The organism is Ruegeria sp. BC8, from assembly GCF_056535705.1.
Genome location: NZ_JBQFIV010000001.1, coordinates 135,380 through 148,030 on the forward strand (window position 1 = coordinate 135,380; position 12,651 = coordinate 148,030).

The 12,651-nt window shown below is 61.6% G+C and carries 11 protein-coding genes; 6 read left to right on the forward strand and 5 right to left on the reverse strand.

Annotation, left to right across the window (positions count from 1 at the left end; genetic code table 11):
* Positions 1-4: 4 nt before the first annotated feature.
* On the reverse strand, positions 5-1,477 hold the full coding sequence (locus ACR3EK_RS00730) for an MORN repeat-containing protein (protein WP_480632434.1): 1,473 nt from the start codon (positions 1,475-1,477) through the stop codon (positions 5-7).
* A gap of 156 nt (positions 1,478-1,633) precedes the next feature.
* Here ACR3EK_RS00730 and ACR3EK_RS00735 point away from each other — a divergent pair, with 156 nt between their 5' ends.
* From ACR3EK_RS00735 to ACR3EK_RS00745, 3 genes are all read left to right on the forward strand, one after another.
* Positions 1,634-3,292: an NAD+ synthase gene (locus tag ACR3EK_RS00735; protein ID WP_170438447.1), complete on the forward strand. Its 1,659-nt coding sequence runs from the start codon at positions 1,634-1,636 to the stop codon at positions 3,290-3,292.
* A 300-nt stretch (positions 3,293-3,592) separates the two neighbouring features.
* Positions 3,593-3,868 (forward strand): hypothetical protein, encoded by a 276-nt coding sequence (locus ACR3EK_RS00740; RefSeq protein ID WP_480632435.1) that lies wholly within the window; start codon positions 3,593-3,595, stop codon positions 3,866-3,868.
* Positions 3,869-4,012: 144 nt separating this feature from the next.
* Positions 4,013-5,344, forward strand: a complete 1,332-nt coding sequence (locus ACR3EK_RS00745; protein WP_480632436.1) for an NAD(P)/FAD-dependent oxidoreductase — start codon at positions 4,013-4,015, stop codon at positions 5,342-5,344.
* Here ACR3EK_RS00745 and ACR3EK_RS00750 read toward each other — a convergent pair whose 3' ends face one another.
* Positions 5,345-6,277, reverse strand: a complete 933-nt coding sequence (locus ACR3EK_RS00750; RefSeq protein WP_170448410.1) for an MBL fold metallo-hydrolase — start codon at positions 6,275-6,277, stop codon at positions 5,345-5,347. It lies immediately after the preceding gene.
* Between the two features lie 115 nt (positions 6,278-6,392).
* Here ACR3EK_RS00750 and ACR3EK_RS00755 point away from each other — a divergent pair, with 115 nt between their 5' ends.
* Together ACR3EK_RS00755 and gltX are read left to right on the forward strand one after the other, a co-directional pair.
* The gene (locus ACR3EK_RS00755; RefSeq protein WP_170343273.1) at positions 6,393-6,827 is read left to right on the forward strand and encodes a DUF1801 domain-containing protein; all 435 of its coding nucleotides are present in this window, start codon (positions 6,393-6,395) and stop codon (positions 6,825-6,827) included.
* A 74-nt stretch (positions 6,828-6,901) separates the two neighbouring features.
* Positions 6,902-8,227, forward strand: a complete 1,326-nt coding sequence (gltX, locus tag ACR3EK_RS00760) for a glutamate--tRNA ligase (protein ID WP_480632437.1) — start codon at positions 6,902-6,904, stop codon at positions 8,225-8,227.
* A gap of 71 nt (positions 8,228-8,298) precedes the next feature.
* On the opposite strand, the gene ACR3EK_RS00765 is transcribed toward gltX, so the two are convergent.
* Positions 8,299-8,868 carry a gamma-glutamylcyclotransferase family protein gene (locus tag ACR3EK_RS00765; RefSeq protein ID WP_480632438.1) on the reverse strand — a complete coding sequence of 190 codons (570 nt, stop codon included), beginning with the start codon at positions 8,866-8,868 and terminating at the stop codon, positions 8,299-8,301.
* 97 nt (positions 8,869-8,965) lie between these two features.
* Here ACR3EK_RS00765 and ACR3EK_RS00770 point away from each other — a divergent pair, with 97 nt between their 5' ends.
* A complete protein-coding gene (locus ACR3EK_RS00770) occupies positions 8,966-9,412 on the forward strand; it encodes an RrF2 family transcriptional regulator (RefSeq protein ID WP_093963764.1) in 447 nt (148 codons plus the stop codon).
* Positions 9,413-9,414: 2 nt separating this feature from the next.
* Here ACR3EK_RS00770 and ACR3EK_RS00775 read toward each other — a convergent pair whose 3' ends face one another.
* Positions 9,415-11,940: an ABC transporter permease gene (locus ACR3EK_RS00775; RefSeq protein WP_480632439.1), complete on the reverse strand. Its 2,526-nt coding sequence runs from the start codon at positions 11,938-11,940 to the stop codon at positions 9,415-9,417.
* The gene (locus ACR3EK_RS00780) at positions 11,937-12,632 is read right to left on the reverse strand and encodes an ABC transporter ATP-binding protein (protein ID WP_480632440.1); all 696 of its coding nucleotides are present in this window, start codon (positions 12,630-12,632) and stop codon (positions 11,937-11,939) included. Before ACR3EK_RS00780 ends, ACR3EK_RS00775 begins: the two co-directional genes overlap by 4 nt.
* Positions 12,633-12,651: the final 19 nt, after the last annotated feature.

A 12,651-nucleotide genomic window follows, 5' to 3' on the forward strand; every position in this document is an offset into this window, starting at 1 on the left:
CGGGCTATCCGTCCGATGGGGTGACTTCCGGGTCCTGTTCGGCCTCCGGTGCCTGCGGCTCGTTGCCCGATGGTTGCGCCGCGCCTGCTTCCGACAGAGCGCCGTTTTCCCACGTGCCGCTTTCCTCTTCGCCATTTGCATAGCGCATTGTTCCAGTGCCCTGGCGTTTGCCGTTCACGAAGTTGCCTTCATAGACATCGCCATTTGCATATGTCGCGACACCTGCGCCGGTGATTTTGCCCTCGGTCCACTGGCCGGAATACTTGAAGCCATTCGCCATCTCGACCTCGCCCTGGCCATGGCGCTGACCGTTCTGGAAATCACCGGTATAGACCGTCCCATCCGCGTAGGTGGCTGTGCCCTTGCCTTGACGCACGCCGTCTACCCACTCGCCATCGTAGCGAGAGCCGTCGGCACGGGTCAGAACGCCGGTGCCATGCGTTCGGGCATTCTTGAACTGTCCTTTGTAGATCGTGCCATTCGTGTAGGTCGCGGTGCCCTGACCTTCGATCACCCCGGCAACCCAGTCGCCGTCATAGGACGAGCCGTCAGGATAGGTGATCCGGCCTTTGCCATCGGCGAGGTCCGCCTTGAAGTCACCGACATAGACTGAGCCGTCGGGATAGGTCAGTTCGCCCAACCCTTCGATCTGACCGTTTTTCCAATCTCCGGTGTAGACATAGCCGTCGGTGCCAGTGAACGTACCCTTGCCGTGTCGGCGGTCGTCGACGAAATCGCCTTCGTAGGTATCGCCGTTCGCGTAGGTCGCCTTTCCCTTGCCCTGCCGGCGCCCGTCCACCAGGGCGCCTTCGTAAACATCACCGTTGGCCTGTTTCAGTACGCCGGTTCCGGTGATCCGGTCCTCGGTCCATTCGCCGGAATAGATCATGCCGTCGGGCAAGTTCAGCGATCCGTTGCCCTGACGCTGGCCGGCAACGATATCGCCTTCGTATACCGCGCCGTCCGCATAGGTGATCTTGGCTTTGCCCTGGCGAACGCCGTCCACCCAGTCGCCATCATAGACATAGCCGCCGGGGTCGGTCATGACGCCCTTGCCGTCATGCTGGGCATTCTTGAAGCCACCTTCGTAACGCATTCCGTTCGCGTATTGCGCGATGCCGGTTCCGTTTATGGCGCCGTCGGTCCAGTCGCCCTCGTAGGTGCCGCCGTCGGCAAAGGTGATCTTGCCCTTGCCGTGCGGGCGACCTTTGACGAAATCGCCCTCGTAGACCGATCCATTGGCGTAACGTGCCACGCCCTTGCCCTGAATTTCTCCTTCGACCCACTCACCGGTGTATTCAAAGCCGTCGGGTAGGCGATAGGTGCCGGTTCCGTGACGCAGTCCGTTTTCAAAGGTGCCTTCGTAGACCCCGCCCACATCGTCATCTGCGGTGATGATCTGGCCCTGCTGCGCGGACGCGCTCTGTGCGGCGATGCCCATTGCGGCAACGGCAATCGTTGTACGAAAAGCGTTCATGGTAGTCCCTGCCTGCCCGATTGTCCCGTGGTGCATTGGTTCGTGCAAAACTATGACACTGATGAAGGTCGGGCAACGGGTTTTGCCGCATTGGCCTTTCACTTGCGGCCTGATCTGCTAAATGCCTTTTCAGGTGACGAGGGCAAGAGGGCAAAGATGGCCGACCATTTCCGCATCACGCTGGCGCAGCTGAACCCAACGGTGGGCGACATTGCAGGCAACGCCGCAAAAGCCCGTTCCGCATGGGAGCAGGGCCGCGCTGCGGGGGCCGATCTGGTGGCTCTGCCAGAGATGTTCGTCACCGGTTACAACACTCAGGACCTGGTTCTGAAGCCGTCGTTTCACATGGCTGCCATGGCGGCTGTGCAGCAGTTGGCGGAATCCTGCGCGGATGGTCCGGCGATGGCCATCGGTGGGCCTTGGGTCGAGGGTGGCAACCTCTACAACGCCTATCTGATCCTCAGCCGGGGGCGGATCGTCAGCAAGGTGTTGAAACACCATTTGCCCAACGAAACTGTGTTCGACGAGGTTCGGTTGTTCGACGCCGGGCCGTTGGGTGGCCCCTATGCGGTGGGCAACACACGCATCGGCAGTCCGATCTGCGAGGATGGTTGGCACGAGGATGTTGCCGAGACGTTGCAGGAGACGGGCGCCGAGTTTCTTCTGATCCCCAACGGATCACCCTATTTCCGCGACAAGCACGATGTGCGCCTGAACCAGATGGTGGCCCGTGTGGTCGAAACCGGGCTGCCGGTGATCTACCTCAACATGGTGGGCGGGCAGGATGATCAGGTTTTCGATGGCGGGACATTTGGCCTGAATCCCGGCGGCGAACTGGCCTTTCGAATGCCGGTCTTCGACGAGGCGGTGATGCAGATCGATCTGCGGCGCGGTGATGAAGGATGGGCCATCGTCCCCGCCGAAATCGCCGAACAGCCGGACGCGTGGGAGCAGGACTATCGCGCCATGGTGCAAGCGTTGCGCGACTATATGGGTAAGACCGGGTTTTCCAAAGCACTGCTGGGACTGTCCGGAGGGGTCGATTCCGCGCTTGTTGCGGCCATCGCGGTTGACGCTCTCGGGGCCGAAAATGTGCGTTGCGTGATGCTGCCGTCGGAATACACCAGCGCCGAGTCGCTGGAGGATGCCGAAGCCGTCGCCAAGGCGCTGGGTGTGCGATACGACTATGTTCCGATCAGCCAGTCCCGCGCCGCCGTCACCGAGACCCTGGCGCCGCTGTTTGATGGTCTTCAGGCCGACATTACCGAGGAGAACATCCAGTCCCGTCTGCGCGGTCTGCTGTTGATGGCGATGTCCAACAAGTTTGGCGAGATGCTGCTGACCACCGGCAACAAATCCGAAGTGGCGGTCGGGTATGCCACGATCTATGGCGACATGAATGGCGGCTACAACCCGATCAAGGATCTGTACAAGACCCGGGTGTTCGAAACCTGCCGCTGGCGCAATGCCAATCACCGCGACTGGATGAAAGGACCGGCCGGCGAGGTCATTCGCCCCTCGGTCATCGACAAACCACCCAGTGCCGAGCTGCGCGAGGATCAGAAGGACAGCGACAGCCTTCCCGATTACCCGGTCCTGGACGGCATTCTCGACATCTTGGTTGATCAGGATGGCTCGATCGCGGATTGTGTTGCAGCCGGGTACGACGAGGCTGATGCCCGCCGGGTCGAGCACCTGATCTATATCAGCGAATACAAACGCTTTCAGTCCGCGCCGGGCACGCGCCTGACACCTCGGGCCTTCTGGTTGGACCGGCGCTATCCGATCGTGAATCGTTGGCGCGATCCGAGCTGACGGAAACTGCGGCTGAGCGCCCCGTGCCCGGGTCCGGGTGTTTGTTTACAAATGGGCGGCAATGAGGGGGGTCTCATGCTAACTGTTCTGCAGGTGGGGCGGAATTGCTGACAGCGCTTGGCCGCATCCTTGTTTTTTGGACATTTTTTTGCCATAGTTTAGGACCGATCTTGCCACATATTTTGAAAGATCGGCGCGCGGGGGCCGGGCATTGATCTGTCGGCCGAAGCGCAGTTGAAGACCAAGTTTTCTGGTGACGCATCCGTGGTGGGGTGCCGGTTATAAGGTTTAGGTGGTCCGATGGTTGATGGATATGACAAACCGCTGCATGCGCCGTTGAGGTACAAGACAATGGAGACGCCGGCGCGCGAATTGGATGAGGCGCGTCTGGAAGCGGCAATCGCCGGTGTGTTGGCCGAGGCTGACGCAGACAGCGAGGAACCGTCCGAGGAGTTCTCAGCCAAACACCCGGAATTGCCCGAGCTTCAACCCGAAGAGACCGAGTCAGAGACCCAAAACTCGGGTGTCGCAGCTTTGTTGCGTCAGAAATGGGCCGAGTTCTCGGGCGCGGCCTGAACCGGGTGCCGGTCTAATTGCATTGTGGCGTTTGCATCGACGCCACACAGCCGAACAAAGTGATGCTTTTTCCGTTATTCAGGATTGCCGGATGACATTTGCCAAGGCTCGATGAAGCTCGTGTCTGACTAGCAAGTTCCGTTGATGCCCGGCCCCAAGCCCAACCCTGTTGAATCCGATCTTTGTCTGCCCAAATCCGTTGACGTTGTGATCGTCGGCGGAGGGATTATCGGTGTTTCAACCGCGCTGGAACTGGCGGAACGTGGCAATTCCGTCCTCTTGTGCGAAAAAGGCCAGATCGGCGCCGAACAGAGTTCAAGGAACTGGGGCTGGGTTCGCCTGGGGCTGCGCGACCCGCGCGAAATACCGTTGATGACCGAGTCGCTCAGGATCTGGCAATCGCTTGATGAGCGGATCGGGCGCAAAACCGGCTATTTGCAATCCGGCATTCTGTTCGGTGCGCGGACCGACCGGTCCGCAGCTGATATGGAACGCTGGTTGCGAAACCTCGAAGGCTACCAGACCGGAGCGCGCATGGTTTCCGGATCCGAGTTGGAACAGCACATGCCCGGCCTCAAGACCAAGCTGAAGGCCGCGCTATTCACGCCGCAGGACGGACGGGCCGAGCCGCAATGGGTTGCTCCGGCGTTGGCCGAGGCGGCGCGCGACCAAGGCGCGGTCATTATGACGAATTGCGCGGTACGCTGCCTCGACCTGCAAGCTGGTCGTGTTGCCGGGGTTTATACGGAACGGGGGCGGGTCGCTTGCGATCAAGTGGTTCTGGCCGGGGGGGCTTGGTCGCGGTTGTTTGCCGGTAACGAAGGAATTGCCCTGCCACAGCTGAAGGTGCTGAACACGGTTCTGCGGACCTCGCCTGTGGAGCCGGGTCCGGAAACAGCTCTGTGGTCGGATGATTTTGCCATTCGCAAACGCGCCGACGGCGGGTACACGATCGCCTCGGGCCATGAAAACACGGTGGATATCGTTCCTGACAGTTTTCGGTTGGCCGCGAAATTCCTGCCGGCATTCGCGCAGGAATGGAAATCGCTCAGATTCCGCCTGTCGCACCGCTGGACCATTGAGGCGCGTCAGCGCCGGTCATGGGCGCCCACCGACGTAACCCCGTTCGAACTCTGTCGGATACTGGACCCCGAGCCGTCGCAAAGGGCGCTCCGCAAGTCATGGGCCAAGGCCCGTCAGGCGCTTCCGGCACTGGTTGGTGCCGAAATCGTGCAGAGCTGGGCAGGGATGATCGATGTGACCCCGGATGCAATCCCGGTCATCTCAAACGTGCAGGAAATCCCGGGACTGGTGATCGCAACCGGATTTTCGGGACATGGATTTGGCATAGGGCCCGGGGCCGGCCGCCTGGTGGCCGATCTGGTGACGAACACAGCGCCTTGTGTGGACCCGGCCTCCTTTCGACTGTCGCGGTTTTCGGACGGTACGAAAGTACGGCCGGACCCGGGGTATTGATCAGCCCATCATCTGATAGCTGACAGGCACAAATCGGAAGCCTCCGCCGCGCGGCTCGACATAGCCGGCGGCCGGGAAAGGCATGTGGTACCCGATCATCGGGACCTTGTCCGCGGCCAGCATACCCAACACGTTCCGACGCGATGCGGTGGCCGCTGCCTTGTCCATGTCAAACCGGACTTCCCATTCCGGATGCGCGAAGGACCATACATAGTGATTGGCAAGATCGGCGGTCAGGATCAGCCGCTGACCGTTGCTTTCGAGATGATAGACCATATGGCCAGGCGTATGCCCGAAGGCCGCCATGGCGGTCACGCCGGATGCGACCTCGCCACCGTCTTCGATGAACGACATCTTTTCGGCCATCGGAGTGACCTTGGCTGCCACAAGATCGCCGACGCGGTTGCCGGCCTCCTGTGCTGACCAGAAATCATACTCGGCCGCGGCGGTCACATAGCGTGCGTTCGGAAAGGTCGCGGCATCGTTGGTCGTCATGCCGCCAATGTGGTCGGGGTGCATGTGGGTCAGGACGACAACGTTGATCGCCTCGGGGCCAACGCCCGCATCGGCCAGAGCCTTCTGGATACCGCCTTGGCCCAATCCCGTGTCAAACAGGATCAGTTCGGATCCGGTATTGACGAGCGTTGGCGTGAAGAAGAACTGGGCAATGTCGGGCGAGATGAAATTGTCGGCCGATACCTTGGCAAACTCCTCGTCTGACGCGCCACCGCCGAAGATCTCTTGGGCGCCGTCTCTCGGCAGGCTGCCATCCAACAGGGTCGTGACCGTGAAATCGCCCAGTTGAAAGCTGCGGGCGACGGTCGAGTTAGCCTTGGTTTCGGCCCCGGCAGCCAGTGACTGTGTCGCGATAGATGCAAAAGGTAGCGCAGCGGCCGTGCCCAAAGCGGCCCGGCGGGTCAGTTTCATGGTCATTTCAAAGTCTCCCTGTCAGATTACGTGCATCGAATTAGAACGCTTTCGGATAATTGCCACTTTCCACTCTACCATATGGGCTGCGCGCTGGCCGATCGCATGTTAAATCTTGTTCATGTCCCGCTCAGGAAACAAAACCGTTCCGACCGATCAAAGCGTCCAGGAGTTTTTGGCAGCGATCCTGCCGGCCGCGCGCGCAACGGAGGCGCAGAGGCTGAACACCCTGTTTGAAACCGTCACCGGGTTTCGGCCAGTCATGTGGGGGCCATCCATCGTTGGATACGGGCGGTATGACTACCGCTACAAGTCCGGGCGGGAAGGCACGTTTCTTGCCACCGGGTTTTCCCCACGCAAGGCCGCGTTTTCGATCTATATCATGCCGGGCTACTCCGATTTCGGCAGTATTCTGGCGCGCTTGGGCAAGCACAAGACCGGCAAGTCATGTCTGTACGTGAACAAGCTGTCGGACATTGACGAGGACGTGTTGGCCGAATTGATCCGCGCAGGGTTGGATGACCTGTCATCACGTTGGCCGATCAAGTCCGAGTAAACGGCAAGCATTCGCACCGCCTTCTGGACAAAAACGCGCTCATGTGACATGAGCCGCGCCAACAGGAGACATCCATGACAACCACCCGTTTCGCCCCTTCGCCCACCGGTTATATTCATGTGGGCAACCTGCGCACCGCGCTGATGAACTATCTGATCGCCCGCAAGGCCGGCGGCACGTTCATCCTGCGTATCGACGACACCGACCCCGAACGGTCGAAGGAAGAATATGTTGATGCGATCAAGCAGGATCTCGAGTGGCTGGGTCTGCACTGGGACCGGGTGGAGCGGCAGTCGGACCGGCTGGACCGCTATGCGGAAGCCGCCGGCAAGCTGCGCGAGATCGGCAGGTTCTACGAAGCCTTTGAGACCCCGACCGAGCTGGACCTCAAGCGCAAGAAGCAGCTGAACATGGGCAAGCCGCCGGTTTATGATCGGGCCGCCCTGAACCTGTCTGAGGCCGAGAAAGAGGCGCTGCGGTCTGAACGTGGCAACGGTGTATGGCGGTTCAAGCTGGATCATGAGCGCATCGAGTGGACGGACGGCATTCTGGGCGACGTGTCGATCGACGCGGCCTCGGTGTCGGATCCGGTGCTGATCCGTGGCGACGGGCAGGTGCTGTACACGCTGGCCTCGGTCGTGGACGACACCGAGATGGGCGTGACCGACGTGGTGCGCGGCGCCGACCACGTCACCAACACAGCGACCCAGATTCAGATCATCAAGGCGCTGGGCGGAACCGTTCCGCGTTTTGCCCATCACTCGTTGCTGACCGGCCCGCAGGGTGAGGCGCTGTCCAAGCGCCTTGGCACGCTGGCGCTGCGCGATCTGCGCGAGCAGGGCGTGCAGCCGATGGCGCTGTTGAGCTTGATGGCGCGGTTGGGCTCGTCCGACCCGGTGGAACTGCGCAGCGACATGGCCGAGTTGATTGAAGGTTTCGACGTCACCCGGTTTGGGTCGGCGCCGACCAAGTTCGATGTGCAGGACCTGTTTCCGCTGACGGCCCGATATCTGCAGACGCTGCCGCTCGAGAAGGTTTCCGACGCGGTGGCCGCGGCCGGTGTGCCCGATGAACTGGCCGAGCCGTTCTGGATGATGGCGCGCGAGAACATCACCACGCTGAACGACCTGAAAGGCTGGTGGGAGCTGTGTCGCGACGGGGCCGAGCCGCTGATCGACGAGGAAGACCGCGAATTCGTTGCGCAGGCGATGGAACTGCTGCCCGAGGGGCCGTTTGACGGCGAGACCTGGGGCAAGTGGACGGCGGCCGTGAAAGAGGCGACCGGCCGCAAGGGCAAGGGCCTGTTCATGCCCCTGCGCAAGGCGCTGACCGGGATGGAGCGTGGCCCCGAGATGGCGACCTTTCTGCCGTTGCTGCAGGTCGTGCGGGCGCGAAAATAAGACACCGCGCGGTGGTGTCGCCTTCGAACTGAACAAGAACCAGTGGCGGGTGCTGCAGGCGCCCGCCTTTTTTACGCGGTCTGAACGATCCGGGCCGAGACCCGGGACAGGTGCTCATCGACCAAGGCTGTTTCGTCGGGGTGAAGCTGTTGGTGGCGCGGATAACGCGGCGCGTTCCGGTCATTCAGGATCGGCGCGTCCCACCCGTCGGTCGTGGCGAAGAAACGCTCGACACCCGGCAAGCCGAATGCGCGCAAGTACCCCTGCACCACAACGTCTACATAGCTGAGCAAAACCGGGTGGCTGTGCGTCGGGTCCTTGCGCTGCTGTTCAGGAACCGCATAGACCGCAATCTCGACCTCTGTCTTCAGAGGATGAGTTATGGCGTGGGTGGCAGGGATTCGATCATAGGCCCACTCCCGTTCATCCAGTGCCGCCCAGTCGTTTTTGGGGACATGTGCGATCATGCCGTCGATCTCGCAGTCGGGATCCGGCACCGCGGTCAAGAAGGCGACCGGGCGCAGATCGGTATGCCGCCATGCCCGGCGCCAGCCCTTGAGCCGCGCCGGTCGCGGGTCGGGAAAGTCATGCGTGGCAAGGTTTACGAGGCTGCCATAGCCAAAGAAATAGGGCTCTGCCATTTCGCGTGCTGTCCTTCTTGACGATTGATGTATGTCAAACCGTTTTTTTGCGGCCTGTGCAATAAGGCTTCATCTTGAAATTCGGGGGGAGGATCTGATGCGGATCACCAAACGAACAAATATCGCCGTACGGCTGCTGATGTATTGCGCTGCACATCCGGACCGGCTCGTCACGAAATCCGAGATTGCGGATGTCTGCAACATTTCGGAAAACCATCTGGCGCAAGTCATCAACCAGCTGGGTCAGCTGGGGTATCTGAGTACGCAGCGCGGTCGCAACGGTGGCATGACGCTGGGTCGGCCGGCGGACCAGATCCGGATCGGATCCGTCTTTCGCCATGTCGAGGGCAGTTTGCCGATCGCCGAGTGTTTTGCGGATGCCGACAACACCTGCCCGTTGACCGATGCCTGCCGCCTGCGTCTGGCGCTGCAGGACGCGGCCGAGGTCTTCTTTGCGTCGCTGGATGAAATATCGCTGGATGCTTTGGTTTGCGACAACGATCCGCTGCTGAAAATTCTGCAACCCGTTACCTGCGCGCGTTGAATTCAGTCGCTGGCCCGCAGAACGCGGGCCGGGCTGACGGATAGGGGGCGGAGGGCGAAGAATAGCCCCGCCAGCAGCGTGACGGCCAGCCCGGCAGCGACGATACCCAATGCCGAAGGCCACATCACCGCAAAGCTGGTATCGAAAATGAATGTCGCCACAGCCCAGCCTCCAAGGATGCCGGCCAGCAGCGCCACGCAGCCCGCAGCCGCACCCAGAAGCGCCGAGCGCAAGCCAAAGCTGAGAAGTATCCGTTGGCGATCTGCGCCGATCGTCTTGAGGATTGCGGCCTCGTAGCGACGTGCGGGCTCTCCCGCGGCCGCAGCGCCGATCAGAACCAGAAAACCGGTCAGCAAAGACACACCGGCGCCGTAGGAGGTGGCCGAGGCCAAACCGGCAAGCAGGCCCGAGACACGGTCGATCGCGTCCCGAACCCGGATCGCGGTGATGTTGGGGAACTGGGTCGCCAGGTCTTGAAGGATGGCTGCCTCGGCCTCTTCCTTGGCGTAGACCGTTGCAATGAAACTATGAGGGGCGCCGGCCAGTGCCGACGGGTTCATCGACATGATAAATCCCATGCCCGCGTTCGAGAAGTCCACCTCGCGCAGCGATGTTATGGTCGCGGTGATATCACGCCCGAGAATATTCACCATCAGCTCGTCACCAAGATTGAGACCCATTTCCTCGGCCTCTTCCGCGGCAAAGCTGATCTGAGGTGGGCCTGAATAGTCCTCTGGCCACCATTCCCCGGCGGTGATGCGGGCGTTTTGTGGCGCGTTGTCCGAATAGGTCACGCCGCGATCGCCTTCCAGAACCCAATGATCGCCCGCAACCTGATGTGCTGGCTGGCCGTTGATCTGCGAGATGATTCCGCGCAGCATTGGTGCGCTTTCTACGCGTGTGACACCGGGGTCGTTTTCAAGCCGGCTGCTGAAGCCGGGCATCTGGTCTTTTTGAATGTCCACGAAAAAGTACGACGGCGCCACGTCCGGCAGGTTCCCGGATATCGCATTGCGCAGAGTGCCGTCGATCTGTCCGACCGCAGCCAGAACCGACAGGCCCGATCCCAGAGACAGGACCACCGATGCGGCACCTTCACGGGGGTCGGAAATTGCGGCAAGTGCCCAACGCAACGCCGGGCGGCCGCGGGCGCGTGTTGCGGTCCTTTTTGCCACATAGCGGATGCCATGGGCCGACAGCGCCAACAGCACCAATGCGCCGACAAATCCCCCTCCGGTCCAGAGGGTTAGCCAGGGGGAGCCGCTGAACCAAGCGGCGGTGGCGATCAGTGTCGCCAGGGCCAGGCCCGTCGCCAACAGGTAAGCGGCGCGGGGCAGCCTGCGGGCACTGCTCAGTGCATCGCGGAACAGGGTCGCTGCCCGGACGTCCTCAGCCCGGGCAAGGGGCCACAGGGTGAACAGCAAGGCGGTCAGCAGGCCATACAATGCCGCCTCGAACAGCGGTTGCGGATAGACAGAGAAAACGGCCGGTACGGGAAGCCGGCTTTCAATCAGGGGTGCGAGGAGAATCGGGGCCAGCCCGCCAAGGGCTACACCAGCGGCGATCCCGACAACCGAAAGAACGCCGATCTGGATCAGATAGGTCTGAAAGATCGTGGCGCGGTCTGCGCCCAACGTGCGCAGTGTGGCGATGGTTTCGGTCTTTCGGGCGAGATAGGCGCGTACGGCCGCGGACACGCCGATGCCGCCCACAGCCAGACCCGAGAGGCCCACCAGCACCAGGAACGCGCCGAGGCGCGAAACGAATTCGGCAATTCCGGGTGCGCCGTTGCGCGCATCGGTCCAGCGCAGCCCCGAACCCTGCAGAACGCTCTCTGCCTGTTCCGAGACTTCTGTGAGGTCGGCTCCGACCGGCAGGTCCATACGGTATTTGGTCGAAAACAGCGTGCCGGGCTGCAATAGGCCCGAGTTTTTAAGATCGGTTGTGCGAACCAATGTGCGCGGGCCCAAGGTGAACCCATCTCCGGCCGCGTCGGGTTCGGATATCAGGGCGGCAGCCAGCACAAAGTCCTGCGTGCCCAGTGCAAAACTGTCGCCGATGTCCAGCCCCAGACGCTCGATCAGAACCGGGTCCATCACTGCCCCGGGAAGGGTGGTATTTCCGTCCAACGCCTCGGACAGCGAGATTTCGGGGCTCAACCGGACGGCACCGATCAGAGGATAGGCCTCATCGATGGCCTTGACCTGAGTAAGTCCGCGTTGCGGTGCGTCGCTGCGGGTCACGGCCATCGAGCGGAAATCGACGACTTCGGACACGCGATCGGCGTTTTGCTCCATCCACGCGGTTTCTGCTTCGTCCGCAAAGCGATAAGTCAGCTCTATCTGGGCATCGCCGCCCAGCAAGGCCGCCCCCTCTTGTGCAAGGCCGGTCATGATTGCTTGCCGCACCGATCCAACCGCAGCGATGGCGGCAACCCCCAGGGTCAGACAGGCCAGAAAAACCCGAAAACCGCGTAAGCCGCCCCTGAGTTCACGTCGGGCCAGGCGCGTCGCCAGGCGCAAGCTCATTCCGCTGCCTCTTGGCTGGCCTCTTCGGTGATGCGGCCGTCGCGCAATCGGACAACCCGGTCGCATCTGCGGGCCAGCGAGTGGCTGTGTGTGACCAGAACCAGCGTCGCCCGGTGCCGGTCGCGCAGGCCGAACAGCAAATCAACGATAGCCGCGCCATTCGTCTCATCCAGATTGCCGGTCGGTTCGTCCGCCAAAAGGATCCGAGGCCTCGGGGCCGAAGCGCGGGCCAGCGCGACCCGCTGTTGTTCGCCGCCCGACAGTTGCGCCGGGTAGTGATCGCGCCGATGCGAAAGCCCCACCGCCGCCAATTCGGCCTCGGCCCGATCGAAGGCATCGCGGTGACCGGCCAGTTCCAGCGGGGTGGCAACGTTTTCAAGCGCCGTCATGGTCGGGATCAGATGGAAATTCTGGAAAACGACTCCCATCGCGTCGCGCCGAAACCGGGCAAGCGCATCCTCACTCATCGAGGTCAGGTCTTGTCCCAATGCAGTGATGCGACCCGCGGTCGTCTGCTCCAGCCCGCCCATCAGCATCAACAGCGAGGATTTGCCCGAACCTGACGGACCGACGAGGCCCAGCGTCTCTCCCTCTTTCACGGTCAGATTGATGTCCCGCAAGATTTCGACGGGTCCGGCATTGCCATCCAGCGACAAAGCGGCATTTTGGAGTGTCAGAACGGGTTCAGTCATTAGTCTTTCCGAAAGGGGC